Below are 19,077 nucleotides of genomic sequence, written 5' to 3' on the forward strand. Positions count from 1 at the left end.
GAGAATTGTTTATGGATACTACTCTTATTTTGATAGCTGTTGTAGTACTAATGGCCATTTCTTTTGACTTTATCAATGGGTTTCATGATACTGCCAATGCCATTGCAACATCTGTATCAACCAAGGCGCTTACCCCCCGGATGGCTATTTTGCTGGCTTCTTCCATGAACCTGCTGGGGGCGCTGGCGTTTACCGGGGTGGCCAAAACCATTGGCGGCAAAATCGCCGACCCCTTTGAACTTGAAAATGGGCTGGTCATTGTACTGGCAGCTCTGATTGCGGCTATTGCCTGGAACCTGATTACCTGGTATTTAGGCATCCCCAGCAGTTCATCCCACGCTCTTATCGGCGCTTTAACCGGTTCGGTACTTGTGGCCGCCGGTACGTCAGGTGTAAATTTTAAAGGGTTTTTAACTATTCTGCAGGCTTTGATCATTTCGCCATTTGCTGCTTTCGCAATTGGATACATAATAATGAATATCTTAAGATTCCTATTTAAAAACGCCAATCCCCGATCGGTAAACCGGGGGTTTAGATATATGCAGATTGTAACTGCGGCTTTTCAGGCATTTAGCCATGGTACCAATGATGCACAGAAATCCATGGGGATCATCACCTTTGCGCTGATTGCCGGGGGATTGCATCAAACAATGGAGATACCGGTTTGGGTAAAAATAGTATGCGCGCTTGCTATGGCTGCCGGAACATCTGCCGGTGGCTGGAAAATCATTAAGACCGTAGGATCGAAAATAATCAAGCTCCAGCCCATCAGTGGCTTTTCCTCTGATTTAACATCGGCATCAGTTATCATCAGCGCTACCCTGCTGGGACAACCGGTAAGTACTACCCACGTTATCTCTTCAGCAATTATGGGTGTGGGGTCGGCCAAAAGTGTCGCCTCGGTAAAATGGTTGACCGCACAAAGGATGATTACAGCCTGGGTGATAACTTTACCGGTAACCGCTATTATTGCCGCGCTATGCTACTCAATAATTTCAATTTTTTAGAGCTATTAGAGCTCTTTTTTAGTTTGGTTAAAGGGATCAAATAATTTTCTGTCGAAATAATTGGTATCAAATAACGGGAAGTGTTTATTTTGGCTAAGAAGAATAAGCAGGAAGTGATACTAACCCCTTCGGGTCATGAGGTAGACCGTGACCTGGCCAGGGTACCCATAAAGGTATCCCCTTCGTTACAGGCGTTAATAGCCAATCAGATCGAACTGATTGATATGATTGAGGGAAACAAACCATTAAATAAGATTTTTTTAGAGCAGCACAGAACTGAATTGTTACAGGTTGAAGGAGAAGTAGAAGTTTCCTTTTTAAAATACGCTAAAAAGAAGGAAGCAGCCAGAGAGCGACGCCTGTCCCAAAAGAAAGAAGTTAATGAGGTACCGGTTAAATTTGCAAATGGGCCGGATCAGTTGGAAGAGGAAAATAAAAAAATAGAATCCCGGTCGCATGATGAATGGCCGGAACGTGATTTTGAGACTCTAAACCCCATAGTTGACAGAGAAGAAACTGGTTTGGATCAAGAAGCCTATTTGGATGTTTTAGCAAATAAATTAAGCCCGGGTCTCCCGTCGTCGAAATACGATAATCAACCAAAACCCGTGGAAGAAAAGAAAACGGAAATTGATGTTCGAAGGGTTGCTTTAGGGGCGTCGATTAAAGTTTTACAAGATTTTTTAGACCGGGAGTTAACCGAAGAAGAGATGTTGACAATTGAAGCCCAGGTTGATCAGTACCTGCCGGCATCAGCAAAAGAATAGTTTTCCAAACCTCCCGGTGCAAATTCCGGGTTTTTGTTTTTTTGACGGCAATATTTTAAAATCGTGAAGTGTTATAATTTAAAACAATGAGCGGGGGGGTTGTTATGTTAAAGCCGATACCTGATCACCTGCAAGCAGGACTTGCAATTATTTTTGTCGGTTATAATCCAAGTATTCGCTCTGGCCAGGTCGGACATCATTACGCTAACCCCAATAATAGGTTCTGGAAGATTTTGTTCGAAGCAGGTCTGACGCCACGTAAGTATAAACCTGAGGAAGACAAGGAATTGTTGCAGCTTGGCTACGGGCTGACCAATATTGTGGCCCGCCCAACCGCTTCGGCTTCGGAAATAACCAAACAGGAGTATGCCGGGGGCAGGCTGGCGCTGCTCAATAAAATACTTCGTTATCAGCCTCAAGTAGTATGTTTTGTCGGCAAGGGAGTCTACCGTGAATATAGCGGGCGAAAAACCGTCCCCTGGGGTATCCAGCAGGAATCTGTGGTACCGGGAGTTGTAGATTTTGTTGCACCGTCCTCCAGCGGCCTTGTCCGTATGAAACCGGCCGATGTCGTAGAAATATATGCCCGGTTGAAAGAACTGTTGAATTAATGGTTTAATTAAGTTAAGGTTATTTGATGAGATCGCCTTGTTACTGTGCGCCTGCTGTTATTATGGATAAAAGATTTTTTAAGGGGTACCTTTGATGCAAATAATTTACGGGTACTTGGAGAGAATCACCTACTATAGCGAGGAAACCAGCTTTACCGTAGCCCGGCTGCAGGAAAAAGGAAAAACCGGTCTTACCACCATTGTGGGCAACATGACCGGTATTAACCCGGGGGAATCCTTGCGGCTTACCGGCAAGTGGGTCAATAACGCGAAATTTGGCGAACAGTTTCAAGTTGAAAAATATGAGACGGTTGTTCCGGCCACTGTAAATGGTATTGAAAAATACCTGGGTTCGGGCTTGATCAAAGGCATCGGTCCTGTAATGGCCAAACGGATAGTAAAGGTTTTCGGGCTTAACACACTGGATGTAATTGAAAATTCGCCTCATGACCTTTCCAGGGTGGAAGGCATCGGTTCCAAACGCATTGATATGATTGCCAGGGCCTGGCTGGATCAAAAAGAGGTTAAGGAAATAATGCTGTTTCTGCAAAGCCACGGGGTCAGCGCGGGATATTCGGCCAAAATTTTCAAGGAATACGGCAGCGATTCCATAGAAATAGTAAAAAACAATCCCTATCGTCTGGCGGCGGATATCTATGGAATTGGCTTTATTACTGCAGACCACATTGCTCAAAACATGGGTATAGACCCCAATTCTGTATTAAGGGTCAAAGAAGGTATTATTTATGTTTTAAATGAAACAACCAACGAGGGTCATGTTTTCTTCCCTTATGAACCCCTTGTGGCCAAGGCTTCCGAAATGCTGAAAGTTGACCGGGATGTTGTTGTTCAGGCTATTGCACTGCTGTTTGAAGAAAAGCGGGTAATCCTGGAGGATATGAATGATCTTAAGGAGGGCTTTACTCCCAATAATAAAGCGGTATATCTTGTGCCTTTTTATGTGGCGGAAACCGGGGCGGCTGCCAGGCTTCTGAAATTAATTGCCGAACAGCCGGTTATCCGGTCTATTGACACCAATAAAGCGATAACCTGGGTGGAAGAAAAACTGCAAACCAAACTGGCGGAAAAACAAATAGAAGCAATTAACCTGTCCGTTAAGCACAAGGTATTAGTAATTACCGGCGGTCCCGGGACCGGCAAAACTACTATCATTAAGGCGATTATGCGCGTGTTTATGGCCTTGCAATTAAAAGTGTTAATGGCTGCCCCCACAGGGAGGGCGGCAAAGCGCATGCAGGAGGCAACCGGCTTTGATGCCAGGACCATCCACCGGCTGCTGGAATATGCTCCCCGGAGAGGCGGGTTTCAAAAAAATCAGGATTATCCGCTGGATGCCGATGTTATTATTGTTGATGAGGCTTCGATGATTGATATTATTTTAATGCATCACCTGCTTAAAGCCGTTCCAACTCATGCCACCTTGATATTGGTGGGTGACATTAATCAACTGCCTTCGGTGGGACCGGGCAGCGTGTTGAGGGACATCATTGACTCGGGCAAATTTAAAGTTGTTGAATTAACTGAGATTTTCCGTCAGGCCGGGCAAAGCCGGATCGTGGTTAACGCGCACCTGGTTAATCAGGGCAGATTCCCCGATATCAGCTTGCCCAGCGGTGAGCTGACAGATTTTTATTTTATCGAAGGAGAAGAACCGCTTAATGTTTTGCATAAAATATTAATGCTTTGCGGAGAACGTATTCCCAAAAGATTTGGCTTTCACCCGGTGGATGATATTCAGGTTTTAACACCCATGCACAGGGGTGAACTGGGGGTGGCCAACCTTAACGCCAAACTCCAGGAACTGCTTAACCCCGGTGAGGGCGGCATTACCAGGGGGCAAAGACGCTATAAAGTTAATGATAAAGTAATGCAGTTAATCAACAATTATGATAAGGAAGTTTTTAATGGGGATGTTGGTAAGATTATAGCTATTGACCGTGAGAATCAGGAGTTAAAAGTTAATTTTGATGGCAGGGTGGCAACCTATGAATTTTCGGAACTGGACGAACTGGTTACCGCTTACGCCGTATCAATTCACAAATCCCAGGGCAGTGAATACCGGTCTGTGATTATTCCGGTTACAACGCAGCATTTTATGATGCTGCAGCGAAATTTAATTTATACCGCTATAACCAGAGGAAAGGCGCTGGTTGTTCTGGTCGGAAGCAGGCGGGCCTTAGCCATGGCGGTAAAAAACAATAAGCCGTTGAATCGTTATACCAGTTTGAAAGACCGGCTATAAGTTGGGGACATACCTCCGACTCCAAAGCCTTGACCCAATGAGGAGGTGTGTCCCCATTCCTTATTGTCCTCATGCCTGATTATCCATAAATTACACCGTAATAAATCAATACAAAAGTCAAACAATAAAAAAAATCACTTTCAGGGTGTGAACTATGGACAGAAAACTTGAAAGCCGGACTTATCATCTTTCACCAAACCAACTTAATGAATTATATCGAAAATATGGCCGTCCGGGGGAATTGTCCCCGGGACGCCCAGCTACAAGGAAACGCAGGCGCCTTGATGCTGCTCTGGCTGCTCTGGACCGAAAAAGCAATAGTGTATTAATGCCCAGTGATGAAGACTAATATGGAGTTAGAAGCCAGGAGTCGGTAGTCAGAATAAGAAAACCGGCGGAAACATTTCTCCGGGGCATTCTGATTACTGACTACTGAATTCTGACTGCCTGAGTAACTATATTTAGTTTATAATGTACTTGGCTTGATAACTGGATAATTAGGGAGGCGGGTGTCGTATGTTTGCCAAAAGAGATGATCAGGGCTATATTACGGTTATTGAAGGTATAAAAAGGAAGACTCTGGTTTACGGGGCTAAAACACTTCTGACGGAATTTATTTTGGAACAGGGAAAAATTTTGCCCAAACATTGCCATCCACAGGAGCAGACAGGATATCTTGTATCAGGGAAGATAATCCTTTATATCGGTGAGGAAATGTATGAAGTTCTCCCCGGCGACAGCTGGGTCATTCCGGGAGACGTGGATCACTGGGCTGAAATAATTGAAAATTCGGTGGCGGTAGAGGTTTTTGCCCCGGTTAGGGAGGATTATCTTCCGGATAACCAAGACTAAACGTCAGAAAGCTAATAACTTGCCCGCCATATAAATTCCGGTGATAAGCTTGGTCATATCGACATTGTATTGGATGGGCAGGGAAAAGCCGAGTATTTTTTTGGTGGAAAACATGATACGGGAAGCATAAACAAAATCTGAGTATTTTTAAAGCCGGGTGATTAACCCGGCTTTTTTTGTCGGGCAAAAAATTTTTTTCGACTAAAGATTACCTTTTTATGGAAGGATGCTTGTGGAAGAAAATTGAAAGCATCTTAAAATGATAGAAACATCTTTATTTTCAAAAACAATATGTTGCTTTTGAAAAGAGAGATGGTAAAAGGTGAGATTTGGTGAGAGCATTAAAAGTATTACTGATTTGCGCCCTGGTTGTAATTGCTGTTTTGAGCATGTTAAAATTAATCATTGATAATGACAATGAAGTTGAACTTAGTAATAAAAATCAAGCAATATCTAATGCAAGCCCTGAATTGCGCAGGCCGGTCTTGCGGTTGCCTTCGCGCAGCGATAAAGATTTGCCAAGGGAGACGGTACTGGAGGTTGAAGCTACCGCTTACAGCCATACCGGCAATCAAACGTTTTCCGGGACCTGGCCCAGTGCGGGTCGCACTATCGCCGTAGATCCGGAAACAATTCCCATAGGCAGCACAGTTTATATTAAAGGAATCGGCACGCGGGTAGCTGAAGATACAATTCCCCGGGTTAGCGTTAATAAAGGAGTTGCTGTAGATATCTTTATGGAAAGTAATGAAAAGTGCCTGGAATGGGGTAGGCGCAAAATTCAATTGGTAATAGAAAAAAATGATAGTTAGATTGTAACTACTCAGCGGTCCTCTTAAGCATGAATCAAAAGTCGAAAGTCCAAAGTCGAAGGTCAGTGAAAGAGTCTTGAGGCCTGATGAAAGTTCTTTGACTTTGGAACACAGACTTAAATAGCCATTCTGACTACTGGATTCTGACTCCTGAATACTGAATATTATATATTTTCCGCATCCGGGTAAACTAGGGAAAAAAAGGGGGGTTATGCTGTCGATGGGAAAAGTCAATTTAACCTTGCAGCCTGAGATTGATAATGATGCTGTTGACCGGGTGAGGAAAACGTTAGTTAAAATGGGGCCTTATGATGAACTAAGCATCAGTATTGAATCTGCGGATGCCCACCAGGCGGACCGGATCTTCAGTTGCCTGGACGAAAGCGGTTATCAATATCAATCCCGGGGGAGTCATGACGGTAAAACTTATCTTATTAACGCCAGGATGAAGCCTAACTGACCTCGATAATATGGGGACATTCCTCGAAGAGGTGTGTCCCCTTTTCGTGTGCGCCCGGGTTTTATTAATCCTTCCCGGAAAATTGTGGTTGAGGACCGGTTGTCGTAAATACCCCTTTTTCATTTTGCTGAGGGTTCAGCGTTAGCGGATGTTAGTTAACGTTAAATTGGTGATAGGAGTGTTTTATGGTTTTATTAAGGCGTCCGTTGTCGGACATTACCCGGGAACTGGTAGCAGTGGCCACCGGAAGAGCTTTTGCTGATAAGGTTATCCGTGGGGGAAAAGTAGTCAATGTTTTTACCGGTGAAATCCTTTTGTGGGATATAGCCATCAAGGGTGAGCGTATTGCCACCGTAGGAGACGTAGAGCACACTTTGGGCCCGCATACGGAAGTGATTAATGCGGCGGGTTGTTACCTGTGTCCCGGTTTTTTGGACGGCCACGTTCATGTGGAAAGCAGTATGGTAACTGTAACCCAGTTTGCCCGGGCCGTTCTTCCGGGGGGTACTACGGCTGTCTTTATGGACCCTCACGAAATAGCCAACGTTCTGGGAATGCGCGGGGTTAAAATGATGGTTGACGAGGGGCTTAATTTACCGCTTAAAGTGTTCACGACCATGCCTTCCTGCGTGCCGGCGGCACCGGGATTTGAAGATGCCGGCGCTCAATTCGGGCCGGAAGATATAGCCGAAGCCATGCAGTGGCCGGGCATTTGCGGCCTGGGTGAAATGATGAACTTCCCGGGTGTGTTGTCCGGGGATGATCTGGTGCACGGCGAACTAAAAGCCACTATGGAAGCCGGAAAAATTGTAACGGGGCACTATTCTATGCCGGGAGATTTTAAGGGTCTGGCTGCTTATGCCGCAGCAGGCATTGTTTCCTGTCACGAATCGGTTCTCGCCGGGGATGCACTGAACCGGATGCGGTTGGGGATGTACGCCAAGATGCGGGAAGGCTCGGCCTGGCATGATGTAAAAGAAACGGTTAAAAGCCTTACCGAAACCGGGGTGCAAAACCGCCGGGCAATTTTGGTAAGCGACGATTGCCATCCTGACACCCTTCTTACCGCCGGGCATTTAAATCATGTTGTGCGGCGGGCAGTCAGCGAGGGGTTGGACCCCATTCGGGCTATTCAGGCTGTTACCGTTAATACTGCCGAGTGTTTTGGTTTGGGTCAGGACCTTGGAGCAATTGCCCCCGGTCGTTTTGCAGATATAATTTTTCTCACTGATCTGGCCGGTGTGGAAATTGACAGGGTTATGGTGGACGGGCAGATAGTGGCGGCCTCGGGAGAAATGCTGGTAGAACTTCCCGGGTTCAGTTACCCGGAGAACGCATTAAATTCAGTGCATTTAAAAGAAAAACTCAAACCCGAAAACTTCAGAATCCCGGTTCAGACAGCATCAGAAAAGGTTAATGTTCGGATTATAGAAATTATTGAGGCCAGCGTAATTACAAAGCACCTTACCGCTGATATCACCGTAACAGGCGGAGAACTGCAGGCCACGGTTGCAGGGGACTTGGCCAAGGCAGCTGTTATAGAGCGGCACGGAGGTAACGGCAGTATGGGACTTGGTTTGGTCAAAGGCTTCGGATTTAAGGAGGGCGCGGTAGCCTCAACGGTTGCCCACGACAGTCATAATCTTTTAATTGTGGGGATGAATGATGCTGATATGGCCCTGGCTGGCAATACTTTAGCGGAATGCGGCGGCGGCATGGCAGTCGTGCGGGATGGCAGAGTGCTGGCGCTGCTTCCCCTTTCCATAGCCGGCCTCATGTCGAACAAGCCGGTGGAAGAAGTTGCCGCACAGGTGCATGCTGTTGAAAAAGCCTGGGTTGAACTGGGCTGCCGCCTGGTAGCTCCTTTTATGACCATGTCCCTGCTCTCTTTACCGGTTTTGCCCGAGTTGCGTCTGACCAACCGGGGATTGGTTGATACCCTGGAGTTTAAGCTGGTCGAGTTAATGGCGTAGGAGATAAATGCCAAGTTAAAAAAGTTAATTTTATGATTTAAAAACGGCTTGTAGCCGTTTTTTGTTGTATCGCACCAAAAATTTGGTAACTAATGTAAGCAATTTTTAATAACTTAGTTAAAATTTTTTAAAGTATTGAGCTTACTATAGAAGTGTCTCAACTCAATTTCTTGATACGCCAGGTGTGACACAGAAAAACTATTTCCGGTAGGTCAATAATAATTAGGGTGATAAATTAATGAAAGATTGTATCTTTTTCGAAAAAACAAAAGTAAAATACAGTAAAATAATGGTGGTTGAAGATAACCCCAGAGCCGCCAAATTAACTGAAGCCTTTTTAAGCGCTGAAGGCTATCAGGTTAATTTGTGTGTTGATGCCGCAAGCGCCCAAACAGCTATCCGGCGGGAACCGCCCGATTTGATTTTATTGGATGTTATGCTGCCTGGAATGGACGGCTTGCAGTTCTGCCGCTATTTAAAAAGTGACCACCGCACCAGATCGATTCCCATATTATTGCTATCGGCCCTTGAAGATATTAAAGATAAAGTGGCCGGGTTGGATGCTGGGGCCGAAGATTACTTATGTAAACCGTTTGATCATATGGAACTGCTGGCCAGAGTACGATCTTTGCTGCGCACGAAGAAAATACGCGATGAGATGGAAACGATAGAAAACATTTTTATCTTTTTAGCCCGAATAATTGATGCCCGGGATGCCTATACCAGAGGCCATTCCGAGCGCGTTGCCCGGGTTGCCGGCCGGATCGCGCAAAAAATGGGTCTGGACGAGAGTAGTATTGCTAATATAAAAAAAGGGGCTATTGTTCATGATATTGGCAAAGTAGGGCTCTCATCGGAATTAATTCGCAAGCCGGGGCTGCTTACGCGGGAGGAATATAGTATTGTTCAGCAGCACACGTTAGTTGGCGAAAAAATTATGGCTTCTCTATCTACCGCCCGGCACCTGCTGGTGTTTATTAGAAATCATCATGAAAAACTTGATGGCTCGGGTTATCCGGATGGGTTAAAAGCCGGAGAAATACCACTGGGAGTAAGAATTCTTTCAGTTGCTGACGTATTCGATGCCCTTATTTCCGACCGCCCTTACAGAAAAGCATTGAGCATTGATCAAGCAATTAGCCTTTTATGGGAAGAAGTGCACAAGGGGTGGTGGGACGGTGAAGCTGTAGATGCTTTGCAACGTATTATCAAGGACAATCAAACTTTCCTTTAGTTCCAGCCTTAATTTGATTTGTTTTGCCGGCAGGATAATAAGCCCCGGCCAGCAAATATTCATAGTGGAGGTAGTTAAAAATGTTACATGAATATATAATAGCCGCAGTGAACCGGGACCAGTTGGACGCTGCCTGCCGCATAGCAGCAGAGCATAGCATAGTTGTTTTTGGTACTATGGACGGGGAAAAATTAAAGCAAGCGGGTAATAATGTTCCCGTTTATTTTTACGAGCCTGGTTGAGACACTCCCCGCAGGGTGGTTGCCGTGGGCAACCTGCAAGCTGTTTGGACGGGGGTGCCGGATGACGATGAACAGTCATTTACGCTTGAATTTCTGCATTATTTTGGCTTGACCTGGGAAAAAGTTCTGGTAGGAGCGGAAAAAACCTATACCTATCACCGGTTCTGGGATGCCTGTTTCGCCGTGAATGCTCTGGAACGGGTTGATGGGATGACAATAGCGGATTTACCCGTGATCTTAGGAGGTTGCACAGCACAAACCCGCTGCAATATTATAGTGGGATAAACTCGAAATAAGTGCGACTAAGGTTCAGGTGGGGTCAAAACCTCACTGAACCAAGTCTTCTTTATTAATCTAAGGGAGGAACATAGCGATGGCGTTTGATTTTCAGCAGGGTATATTGGAAAAACTGGAGCTGGGGACACTTGAAGAGCTTAAGCCGGAAGACGGTTTTCAATTTTCCTGCGGTCAGGAATGTATGGGCCGGTGCTGTCAGAAAATAACCATTTTATTAGACCCCTGGGACATAGAGGTTATGGCCAGGCACCTTGGCATTTCCAACCGTGAATTTTTTAGCGATTACTGTATGATGGAAATCGATACAAGTACCGGATGGCCGGCTGTTTGGCTGGCTCACGCCGCAGAAGGACATTGTGCTTTTATGCTGGAGGACGGTAAATGCTCTATTTACCCGGCCAGGTCCAGGAACTGCCGCACCTATCCACTTGGCCGGGCAGTGCGATATATACAAGACAACGGCCAAAAAATTAAGGAAGAGCGGGTTTTCATGGTGGACCGGATGAAGTTCTGCCTGGGACATAAAGACGGGCAAAATTGGACGGTTCAGGAATGGTTTGATGATGCCGATGCCTACACCTACTACCGCATGTCGGACCAGTATACTGAATTGGTAGACTATGCCGTAACCGAGTTGAACAGCAGGGAATGGATGAGCCCAAAAGTAGTGCAAATGATTATTCCCTTTTTATTTGCTCCGGATATGCTTAGAGACAAGCTGGGATTACGTGTTGAGGAAATTGGGCACGAGGAATTTCACCGGCGCCGGATGAAAGCGGTCAAGCTGATTTTAACGGATATGGCCGCCGGCTTAGGTTACGGTCCCGGTATTGAAACGGCGGAGACAGCCTTTACCGGGAGCTTAATGGACCGGATGAAAAAAGTGCTTACCACGGGCGACTAAAACAATTATTTTAGGTAGTATTGGACTAAAAGCCGGGTGCTGAATACAGTGCCCGGCTTTTCCATGTTCCGCCCATGCAGCCAAAATGCGGCACCAACATAAAAAAAATAGTACTTTTATTGAAATACCGGAGCTGGGAATGAAACTGCGTTGATGCATATTCAGACAATCTGGGGATAAAAGAACTTGTTACAAACGGCACATTCATTCCGACATAGAGTTGATGTTGGGATTTAAATCACGGTTGACCAATTTCACAACAGTTTATGAAAATTTGTTTTTTCACAAAGTGCCTATAAATAAGGCTTTTCAGCCGCAACCCCTTTGGCATCCGGTTTGCACCTTAAATTACAAAAACATTAAGGGGGTGTTAAATACAAAACTTTGCTCCGGATGTTACAGATATAATGTGGAAGGGGGAAGTCTTTATGGCTAAAAAGCACGTACAGAATAAAAAAACAGCCATATCACAGGCATTCTTATGTTTAATCGGGACGGCGGTTTTGTATGTATTTGTTTTTACTAAAATTGACGCTATAAATAAACTTTTGCAGAGTCAAACCTACTACGCGCCGCTAACCGCAGTTGTAATCGTTCTTTTGGCCTCGTTCTTATACGGAACTGCAGCATCAAATATACTTAAATATACATTGCAGGAAAAACTTAAATCCCAGGAATTAAGAGAGGAGTGATAATATGTCGGGTGCAATAGAAATTCCGGCAACGGTAGAAGCGATTAAATTTATCGCGATGACTCCCAAAACAGTAATTTCCCTTTTCGGAGTCGGCCTTGTTGGTGGCGTGCTGAGCGGATTCCTTGGCAGCGGGGGGGCGTTTATCATGACTCCGGCCATGATGAGCCTGGGTGTTCCCGGCATTATGGCGGTGGCCGCTAACATTACCCATAAATTCGGCAAGGCTATTATGGGGTCCAAGAAACACAGTGAATTTGGCAATGTGGATATGCGCATGGGCCTGGTCATGTTTCTGGCGCTTTTCGCCGGGGTGCAGGTGGCAGTGTCCATGAGCCGGGGCATACTGGCAAAAATGGGCGAAGCCGGTTCAGATATGTATATTAGCGTTGTTTTTGTGATTATTCTCACCTGGGTTTCGTGGTTTATGTTCAGAGATATAATGAAGCAAAAAAAAGGTACGGCTCAGAATGACGGAAAGAGGCCGCTGGCTGAAAGGATTCGCAACCTGAATCTGCCGCCGATGATTAATTTCAAAGTGGCCGGCGTCAGGGCTTCCCTCTGGCTGGCTTTACTGGTTGGTTTTGCTACCGGCTTTTTGGCCGGGACTATTGGGGTGGGCGGTTTTATCGGAGTACCGGCAATGATTTATTTGCTGGGGATTCCCACTTATGTGGCTGCCGGAACCGAATTGTTTCTGGCGATATTCTCCGGCGCTCAGGGAGCATTTCTCTACTCGCTGCACGGCCTGGTTGACATCAGGATAACACTAATCCTTTATATCGGGTCGCTGATCGGCGTGAATCTGGGCGCTATCGGCACCAGGGTTGTGCGCGGCACACAAATGAGGATGGTAATGGTGGCCATTATTGCCATGGTGGCACTGAGCCGGTTGGTCATGATACCCGTTTACCTCGGCGAGATGGGCAGGATTGCTTTATCTGAGGGTACCGGTGCACTGGTGACAACTATCAGCAATGTTTTCTTATTCGGCAGCGGGATTGTTGGAGTCGGTATCATTTTATTCTGGATGCTTCAGGCGTATCGCCGGGCGGGACGCGCAGCTCTTGCCGGATCTGAAGCAACCAAAGCAGAAGTATCCAGTTAAAGGGTTGTTAAAAAAAACAGGTTATGTTACGCCGGTGAGTAATCGTCGGCGTCTGTTTTTTGTAACTTGATTTACGAATTACAAAAAAACTATAATTGTATCAGGAGTCAGGAGTCAGGAGTCAGGAGTCAGGAGTCAGGAGTCAGGAGTCAGGACTAAATTCTGACTAATGAATTGGAACCACCGGAGCGCCAGATACAAGTAACTTAAAAATATTTTTTAAGGGTAGTAACCAAACTGATATTTGGAGTATAAGTATTATCAATGATGAGCAATAAAAACATTTTTTTCGGCAATAGAATTTTACTGGTGGTCTCGCTGCTGCTTTTTCTCACGGTGATGCTTACAGTTTACCTGATGAGTATCATCCGTAACAGCGAGCTGTCTCTGCTGCACCACCAGAATGCCCGTTTGGACCAGGTCGCTTACCTGTTCGACCAAAATCTGGAGGGTAGCCTGAGGGATTACCTGGCCAAACAGAATCTTAACGGGGACGACCGGGAAAAGCAGGTTGTAGCCCTGGGTAATTATATTAACGGGGTCATTAATGAAGTACGCAGGGAATACCCCGATGTTCACATCGGACTTTGGTACACTGACCTGGATGTTTATTATGACGGTACGCAGCGTTTTGGCGAGAATTATTCACTGCGCCGCAAAAAGGTGTTTGAGGCTGTATTGGAGCAAAAATCGGCTGTGGAGCAAAATGTGGGTGAAGAAGAGGGCGGGATAGTTGAGGTTTACAAACCCTTTACCAGAAACGGCCAAGTGGAAGGCGTGATCAGGTCCGCCGAATACCTGGGTGAAACAACATATTACGCCAAACGCCGGGAAATTGAATATACGGTGTACTCCCTTATCGCCATGGTAGTAATAACAGGTACCACCGGGGCGGTACTGATTTTTAGACAGCTGGTCAGTCAGGTTGAGAGTATCAAAAATGGCGTAAAATTATTGGAAAATGACTTAAACCAGACGCTGGAGCCTGCCCCCGGCGAATTGGGTGTAATCGTGGAAGCTGTCAATGGTTTTGCCCACAAAATAGCTGATTTGAACATTTATAACGAAACAATGCTGGCATCCATAGACGACGCCATCCTGGTGGTTGATGTTGACGGTAAGATTATGATTGCCAATAACATGGCCCGCAGGCTCATGTTCCTGCCGGATGACTACAGGGATAAAGCTTACCATGAACTATTGCCTGCCGGCGGCCCTTTCGTTGAATTAATCAATAAAACCCTTGACGACAAAATTAATTATAAAGACCTTCACCTTTCCTGGGCCAATAACGGTGGCGGCAGTGTGGTGGAGCTTTTAATCAGCACCGCTGTGCTGGTTGGCGCCAAGGGCCGGGAAATTGGCGTGGTGCTGTTATGTCGTGATATAACAGAACGTATGCGTCTCAGGGAGAAGGCCCAAAGGCAGGAACGGTTGGCTTCCCTGGGTAAACTGGTGACAGGGGTGGCCCACGAAATTAGAAACCCCCTAACATCAATCAGCATTTACATGCAGCACTGGCAAAACCAGAGCACCCCCAGCCCCAAAGCGCTGGCTACAATTAACCGCGAGGTGGCAAGGCTTGACGCTATTGTTGACCAGCTGCTTTATTTTGCCAAGCCGGCCGAGGCTAAATTGGTACCCAAAGATATTAATTCCCTGATTGAAAGTGTATTAAGTTTCTTTAATGAAATTCACCATGGCAAATACAGCCTGATCAGAAATCTTGACCCCAATGTGCCGCAAGTATGGATCGATCCTGAACAAATTGAACGGGTTTTAGTCAATATGCTGTTTAACGCTATCCAGGCTATGCCTGAAGGAGGCACTATTACTGTTTCCACGGGAGATAATAAGGTCGACGGGATGGTTAATGTTTCAATAGCTGATACCGGGTGCGGGATTGCGAAGGAACACCACGGACATCTGTTTGATCCCTTTTATTCCACCCGTCCCAAAGGAACCGGGCTGGGTCTGGCCATAGCCCATGAAATAATTCAAGTGCATGGCGGGCATATAGAAGTGGATAGCGAGGTTGGGAAAGGCACAGAATTCACCTTTTACTTAAAGACCGGGGAGGATGTTTAATTTGGCCAAATTGGTGCTGGTGGTGGATGACGAACAAAGCGTGCGGGAAGCATTGAGCGATATACTGGGTGACAGCGGTTACCGGGTGGAATGCGCGTCCAACGGCAGGGAGGGGCTTGATTTAATTGAGCGCTTAAATCCGGATGCCGTGCTGCTGGATATCCGCATGCCGGAAATGGACGGAATCAAAGCGCTTGAAATCATCAACCAGCGCGGTCAGGATGTGCCGGTTATATTGATTACAGCATACGGGACCACCCAAACCACCATTGAGGCCATGAAGCTTGGCGCATTTGATTACGTAATGAAGCCGCTGAAAATTAATGAACTCCTGGGAACCCTGAAAAAAGCGGTGGAAGTTCGTGAAATGCTGCAAAAGGCCGGGCACCATAATAATAAAGCCAACCGGGTCGATAAGGATATTATGATCGGGCAATCTGCAGCAATGCAGAATATTTATAAAACCATAGGGAGAATTGCCAACAGCAACGCCACGGTAATGATCAGGGGGGAAAGCGGCACGGGCAAAGAGCTGGTTGCCAGGGCCATTCATTTTAACAGTGTGCGCAAAAATAAAAATTTTGTAAAAATTAATTGTGCCTCCATACCGGAAAACCTGCTGGAGAGTGAGCTATTCGGTCATGAAAAGGGTTCTTTTACCGGGGCCGTGGCATCTAAACAGGGAAAGTTTGAGCTGGCTCATCTGGGCACTATTTTCCTGGATGAAATTGGAGAAATGTCACTTTCAACCCAGGCCAAATTGCTGCGCGTTCTTCAGGAAAGGGAATTTGAGCGGGTGGGGGGCACGGAAACCATTCGGGTTGATGTGCGTATTGTTGCCGCCACTAATAAGGATTTGGAAAGGTCCATTGATGAGGGAACTTTCCGGGAGGACTTGTTTTACCGCATTAATGTTGTAGACATTGTTCTTCCCCCGTTAAGGGACCGCAAGGAAGATATTCCGGCGTTGATCGACCATATTATTAAAACCTGCTGCTTGGAGCACGGCAAGACAATTACGGGTTTTTCCGACGAAGCCATGAAGCTGCTTGAAGCTTACGATTGGCCCGGCAACATCAGGGAATTGAAAAACGTTTGTGAGAGGGCGGTTTTAATGTCCAACGGACCGCTCTTAACAGTATCGGATCTGCCCCTAAGTTTTAGAAAAGATGGCCGCCGCGTGGAGTGGCTTGGCGAAATCCAGGGAGATTCACTGAAAGAAATTGTTGCCGAAGTGGAAAGAGAAGTCATATTAAAAGCACTTGAGGAAAACAACTGGAATCGTTCGGCTACGGCTCAGGCGCTAAAAGTTAATAGAAGTTCGCTGTACGCAAAAATGAAGGAACTGGGGATTATTGAGTAATGGAGGTATTCCCATGCCGTACAAACAAACGGCGGAAAAAATTATGGTGCCGGTGGGAGAACTGCCGCAGGTAAAGGACCGGGACGTGGTGGCGGAAGCGGTAAATGAGATGCGTAATTTTTTCCACCAGCGGGACGGCACCTGGTATGGTTTTCAAGCAGCCCTTGTGCTGGACAGTAAAGATCGATTGGCTGGTATTTTAACCATTCGTGGTCTCTTAAGAGCGTTTAAACTCCAGGTAATTCAGGATCACCTTCTAAAAAACGATGCCACCGGACTGTTTTTTCTAAACAAATTTAATGAGAACATGGAAATAACCGTCAGGGATATCATGCGGCCGCTCAATTTGATTTCTGTTCAAAAAGACAGCAGTGTTTTCGAAGTAATCAGAAAAATGAACAATTATAAGATAGGACTGCTCCCGGTATTGGACGGAGACCTGTTGGTCGGGGTAATTCGGACAATAGATGTATTTTGGGTTATCGGTGAGTTGTTGGATTGATCTCGTTAACCGCCGCTAAGACTCCCGCCTCTACAGGCGGGAGTCTTAGCGGCGATAAACTCAAAATAAGTGCGACTAAGGCTCAGGTGGGGTCAAAACCCCACCTGAACCAAGTCTTCTTTAATGGGGGGCTGAAGAATGCGGGTAAAAACAAAAACAGCCGCAGATATTATGGTGCCGATTGATAGTTATGTTACTATTAATAAGGACGCCACCTTATACGAAGCCATTATAGCTTTAAGGGGAGCCATGCATAGCGAAGGGAAGGCCTGGCACGGCCACCGCAGTGTGCTGGTTTTGGGTGACGGCGGAAAACTGGTGGGAATATTAACCATGAGCGGTTTGCTGAGGGCAGCCGGTCTGAAGGAGATTGACGATGACCCGGAAATCAAAGCCGAGTCATGGGGTTGGTATTATGTCAATCAGCTGCGGGAGGAAACGAAAATGAGGGTGCGTGATTTCATGCGCCCTCTCGATCTCTATACTGTAGATGCGTCAGTTGCCGTCATAGATATTGCACTGACCTTGCTGAAATACCAGGTGAATTCTTTACCCGTGCTTAAACAGGGCAAGCCTGTGGGAATAGTACGATCGTTGGATGTTTTTATGGTTATCGATGAGTTTTTTCATTAATTATTATTATTTATTATCTGGTTAAGGTAATTCCAGGTTACCAGCATAAACTTGGCCATTGCCTCTCCCAACTGGCGAGCGATGGCTTTTTCTTCATATTCGTCCAAATCAAAAAGTATTTTAAACCGGTATTTGCCGGTGGCTTCAATGGTCTGCCTCTCCCGTTCAATTTCCATGCCGAGTTCTTTTTCCATGTTGGCTTTTTCAAAAAGCAACGGCAAAAATATATTGTTTTTATTGCCGTCCATGATCAGTTCTACTGCAAGCAGGTTTTTGCCGCTGTGCTTGCCTTTGCGGGGAGATGTTTTACATATGCGGTAATAAATGCTGTCTAAATGTTTGACCCTGATGCACCGGGAATTGCTTCTGTTGCCGGGTACAATGGAAGAAACACAACTGGCATAAATACCCTTACCGGCCAGCCGGGATTCAGCTTCTTTGACAATGCTGTCCAGCAGTAAACCAAATTCTTTTTTATTAACCTGAGATTTTTGTGGCTTTTTTTTATGTTCCAGCTTGCCTTTCAACCACTTTTCAAATAAATCCAACGCCTTACGGTTGTTGTCTCCGGGCATGACCTGCCTAATAAATAATTCTTTTCTCTGCTCAAAAGCAGACACAAAATCTCTTTCGGTCATAATTCTCCCCTTCCCCTGGCATAATAATTAAACAACAACTATAGGCTTCCAGCAACCAACAATATCACAGGTATCAGTGTGACCAACGATAAAACAATCAATTTGGGTTTCCCGGAGTTATGATTGTTTCTATCCTGTACCATATCAGCCCGGTGTAATTCCGCCTTATAAAAAGGTTCTTCAAGGTTATGAACCATCCAGTTGTGGAATTTGTTGCCGGTTGGCATACCACGCGCCTCCTTATTAACCCTTTACGATGTAACTTAATGTGCAAGGGATATGCCAGTCTGACCGGGTGCTAAAAGGCGCAATAATCAAGGGTTTGTGTATTGGGGCAGGGTGTGCGGCTGACCATAATTACACCATGCGTGATGTGTTTTTGTACAATGGGCCGTAAGGTGCCAATATGACAGGTTAAGCGGCGTATTATGATACTGGTCGGTTTGGTATAAGTTGTGCATTTTGTTCATGTGCATTTGGTTTAGTTGAAGGGCAAAGTAAGTGTGGACTTAATAAACAAAATTTAATTATTGCAATTTGTGAAGGTTAGAATAAGCCGAAGCTGATTAAATTATACTTTGTGAAATTTTTACTTTCAAAAAATGATCATTCAGCGTAAAAATGTTTTGTT

The 19,077-nt window shown here is 45.7% G+C and carries 21 protein-coding genes; 19 read left to right on the forward strand and 2 right to left on the reverse strand.

Translation table 11 applies throughout. From position 1 onward, the window contains the following. Positions 1–11: 11 nt before the first annotated feature. From BM056_RS11135 to BM056_RS11225, 19 genes are all read left to right on the forward strand, one after another. Entirely contained in the window at positions 12–1,007 is a 996-nt protein-coding gene (locus tag BM056_RS11135) for an inorganic phosphate transporter (protein WP_092471483.1), read from the forward strand. A gap of 89 nt (positions 1,008–1,096) precedes the next feature. Further along, positions 1,097–1,774, forward strand: a complete 678-nt coding sequence (locus BM056_RS11140) for a hypothetical protein (RefSeq protein ID WP_092471484.1) — start codon at positions 1,097–1,099, stop codon at positions 1,772–1,774. A 104-nt stretch (positions 1,775–1,878) separates the two neighbouring features. Further along, positions 1,879–2,385: a mismatch-specific DNA-glycosylase gene (locus BM056_RS11145; protein WP_092471485.1), complete on the forward strand. Its 507-nt coding sequence runs from the start codon at positions 1,879–1,881 to the stop codon at positions 2,383–2,385. 94 nt (positions 2,386–2,479) lie between these two features. Further along, the gene (recD2, locus tag BM056_RS11150) at positions 2,480–4,648 is read left to right on the forward strand and encodes an SF1B family DNA helicase RecD2 (RefSeq protein ID WP_092471486.1); all 2,169 of its coding nucleotides are present in this window, start codon (positions 2,480–2,482) and stop codon (positions 4,646–4,648) included. Positions 4,649–4,802: 154 nt separating this feature from the next. Then, positions 4,803–4,997, forward strand: a complete 195-nt coding sequence (locus BM056_RS11155; protein WP_092471487.1) for a hypothetical protein — start codon at positions 4,803–4,805, stop codon at positions 4,995–4,997. A gap of 167 nt (positions 4,998–5,164) precedes the next feature. Further along, positions 5,165–5,500 (forward strand): cupin domain-containing protein, encoded by a 336-nt coding sequence (locus BM056_RS11160; protein ID WP_092471488.1) that lies wholly within the window; start codon positions 5,165–5,167, stop codon positions 5,498–5,500. Positions 5,501–5,832: 332 nt separating this feature from the next. Further along, entirely contained in the window at positions 5,833–6,312 is a 480-nt protein-coding gene (locus BM056_RS11165; protein ID WP_092471489.1) for a 3D domain-containing protein, read from the forward strand. 220 nt (positions 6,313–6,532) lie between these two features. After that, positions 6,533–6,772, forward strand: a complete 240-nt coding sequence (locus BM056_RS11170) for a hypothetical protein (protein ID WP_092471490.1) — start codon at positions 6,533–6,535, stop codon at positions 6,770–6,772. A gap of 185 nt (positions 6,773–6,957) precedes the next feature. Continuing rightward, complete coding sequence (gene ade / locus BM056_RS11175; RefSeq protein ID WP_092471491.1) at positions 6,958–8,745, forward strand: adenine deaminase; 1,788 nt, start codon at positions 6,958–6,960, stop codon at positions 8,743–8,745. Between the two features lie 238 nt (positions 8,746–8,983). Beyond that, complete coding sequence (locus BM056_RS11180) at positions 8,984–9,979, forward strand: HD domain-containing phosphohydrolase (RefSeq protein WP_092471492.1); 996 nt, start codon at positions 8,984–8,986, stop codon at positions 9,977–9,979. 80 nt (positions 9,980–10,059) lie between these two features. Beyond that, positions 10,060–10,221, forward strand: a complete 162-nt coding sequence (locus BM056_RS26205) for a hypothetical protein (protein WP_165613481.1) — start codon at positions 10,060–10,062, stop codon at positions 10,219–10,221. 24 nt (positions 10,222–10,245) lie between these two features. Beyond that, positions 10,246–10,506, forward strand: coding sequence for a hypothetical protein (locus BM056_RS11185; protein WP_092471493.1), 261 nt, complete (start codon positions 10,246–10,248; stop codon positions 10,504–10,506). Between the two features lie 88 nt (positions 10,507–10,594). Further along, a complete protein-coding gene (locus BM056_RS11190; protein WP_092471494.1) occupies positions 10,595–11,422 on the forward strand; it encodes a YkgJ family cysteine cluster protein in 828 nt (275 codons plus the stop codon). 428 nt (positions 11,423–11,850) lie between these two features. Then, positions 11,851–12,114 (forward strand): hypothetical protein, encoded by a 264-nt coding sequence (locus tag BM056_RS11200; RefSeq protein ID WP_092471496.1) that lies wholly within the window; start codon positions 11,851–11,853, stop codon positions 12,112–12,114. A 4-nt stretch (positions 12,115–12,118) separates the two neighbouring features. Continuing rightward, positions 12,119–13,222 carry a sulfite exporter TauE/SafE family protein gene (locus BM056_RS11205; protein WP_092471497.1) on the forward strand — a complete coding sequence of 368 codons (1,104 nt, stop codon included), beginning with the start codon at positions 12,119–12,121 and terminating at the stop codon, positions 13,220–13,222. 264 nt (positions 13,223–13,486) lie between these two features. Next, on the forward strand, positions 13,487–15,310 hold the full coding sequence (gene atoS / locus BM056_RS11210) for a two-component system sensor histidine kinase AtoS (protein ID WP_238456422.1): 1,824 nt from the start codon (positions 13,487–13,489) through the stop codon (positions 15,308–15,310). Beyond that, positions 15,303–16,673, forward strand: coding sequence for a sigma-54-dependent transcriptional regulator (locus BM056_RS11215; protein WP_092471498.1), 1,371 nt, complete (start codon positions 15,303–15,305; stop codon positions 16,671–16,673). The genes atoS and BM056_RS11215 overlap by 8 nt, the downstream gene beginning before the upstream one ends. Before the next feature lie 13 nt (positions 16,674–16,686). Then, positions 16,687–17,175 (forward strand): CBS domain-containing protein, encoded by a 489-nt coding sequence (locus BM056_RS11220; RefSeq protein WP_092471499.1) that lies wholly within the window; start codon positions 16,687–16,689, stop codon positions 17,173–17,175. A 138-nt stretch (positions 17,176–17,313) separates the two neighbouring features. After that, positions 17,314–17,808: a CBS domain-containing protein gene (locus tag BM056_RS11225; RefSeq protein ID WP_092471500.1), complete on the forward strand. Its 495-nt coding sequence runs from the start codon at positions 17,314–17,316 to the stop codon at positions 17,806–17,808. Here BM056_RS11225 and BM056_RS11230 read toward each other — a convergent pair. Both BM056_RS11230 and BM056_RS11235 read right to left on the reverse strand, forming a co-directional pair. Next, a complete protein-coding gene (locus tag BM056_RS11230; protein WP_092471501.1) occupies positions 17,805–18,446 on the reverse strand; it encodes a hypothetical protein in 642 nt (213 codons plus the stop codon). The genes BM056_RS11225 and BM056_RS11230 overlap by 4 nt on opposite strands. Positions 18,447–18,484: 38 nt before the next feature. After that, positions 18,485–18,673 (reverse strand): hypothetical protein, encoded by a 189-nt coding sequence (locus BM056_RS11235; protein ID WP_092471502.1) that lies wholly within the window; start codon positions 18,671–18,673, stop codon positions 18,485–18,487. Positions 18,674–19,077 lie beyond the last annotated feature (404 nt).

The organism is Desulfotruncus arcticus DSM 17038, assembly GCF_900113335.1.
In the GTDB taxonomy this organism is placed as follows: Bacteria; Bacillota; Desulfotomaculia; order Desulfotomaculales; family Desulfallaceae; genus Desulfotruncus; species Desulfotruncus arcticus.

What these genes read in the sequence shown, in the direction of transcription:
- BM056_RS26205 (WP_165613481.1), top strand. Translation starts at nt 10,060, where the DNA reads ATGTTACATGAATATATAATAGCCGCAGTGAACCGGGACCAGTTGGAC.
- BM056_RS11190 (WP_092471494.1), top strand. Translation starts at nt 10,595, where the DNA reads ATGGCGTTTGATTTTCAGCAGGGTATATTGGAAAAACTGGAGCTGGGG.
- BM056_RS11235 (WP_092471502.1), bottom strand. Translation starts at nt 18,673, where the DNA reads ATGCCAACCGGCAACAAATTCCACAACTGGATGGTTCATAACCTTGAA.
- atoS (WP_238456422.1), top strand. Translation starts at nt 13,487, where the DNA reads ATGATGAGCAATAAAAACATTTTTTTCGGCAATAGAATTTTACTGGTG.
- BM056_RS11170 (WP_092471490.1), top strand. Translation starts at nt 6,533, where the DNA reads ATGGGAAAAGTCAATTTAACCTTGCAGCCTGAGATTGATAATGATGCT.
- BM056_RS11220 (WP_092471499.1), top strand. Translation starts at nt 16,687, where the DNA reads ATGCCGTACAAACAAACGGCGGAAAAAATTATGGTGCCGGTGGGAGAA.
- ade (WP_092471491.1), top strand. Translation starts at nt 6,958, where the DNA reads ATGGTTTTATTAAGGCGTCCGTTGTCGGACATTACCCGGGAACTGGTA.
- BM056_RS11200 (WP_092471496.1), top strand. Translation starts at nt 11,851, where the DNA reads ATGGCTAAAAAGCACGTACAGAATAAAAAAACAGCCATATCACAGGCA.
- BM056_RS11135 (WP_092471483.1), top strand. Translation starts at nt 12, where the DNA reads ATGGATACTACTCTTATTTTGATAGCTGTTGTAGTACTAATGGCCATT.
- recD2 (WP_092471486.1), top strand. Translation starts at nt 2,480, where the DNA reads ATGCAAATAATTTACGGGTACTTGGAGAGAATCACCTACTATAGCGAG.
- BM056_RS11155 (WP_092471487.1), top strand. Translation starts at nt 4,803, where the DNA reads ATGGACAGAAAACTTGAAAGCCGGACTTATCATCTTTCACCAAACCAA.
- BM056_RS11215 (WP_092471498.1), top strand. Translation starts at nt 15,303, where the DNA reads ATGTTTAATTTGGCCAAATTGGTGCTGGTGGTGGATGACGAACAAAGC.
- BM056_RS11145 (WP_092471485.1), top strand. Translation starts at nt 1,879, where the DNA reads ATGTTAAAGCCGATACCTGATCACCTGCAAGCAGGACTTGCAATTATT.
- BM056_RS11160 (WP_092471488.1), top strand. Translation starts at nt 5,165, where the DNA reads ATGTTTGCCAAAAGAGATGATCAGGGCTATATTACGGTTATTGAAGGT.
- BM056_RS11230 (WP_092471501.1), bottom strand. Translation starts at nt 18,446, where the DNA reads ATGACCGAAAGAGATTTTGTGTCTGCTTTTGAGCAGAGAAAAGAATTA.
- BM056_RS11205 (WP_092471497.1), top strand. Translation starts at nt 12,119, where the DNA reads ATGTCGGGTGCAATAGAAATTCCGGCAACGGTAGAAGCGATTAAATTT.
- BM056_RS11180 (WP_092471492.1), top strand. Translation starts at nt 8,984, where the DNA reads ATGAAAGATTGTATCTTTTTCGAAAAAACAAAAGTAAAATACAGTAAA.
- BM056_RS11225 (WP_092471500.1), top strand. Translation starts at nt 17,314, where the DNA reads ATGCGGGTAAAAACAAAAACAGCCGCAGATATTATGGTGCCGATTGAT.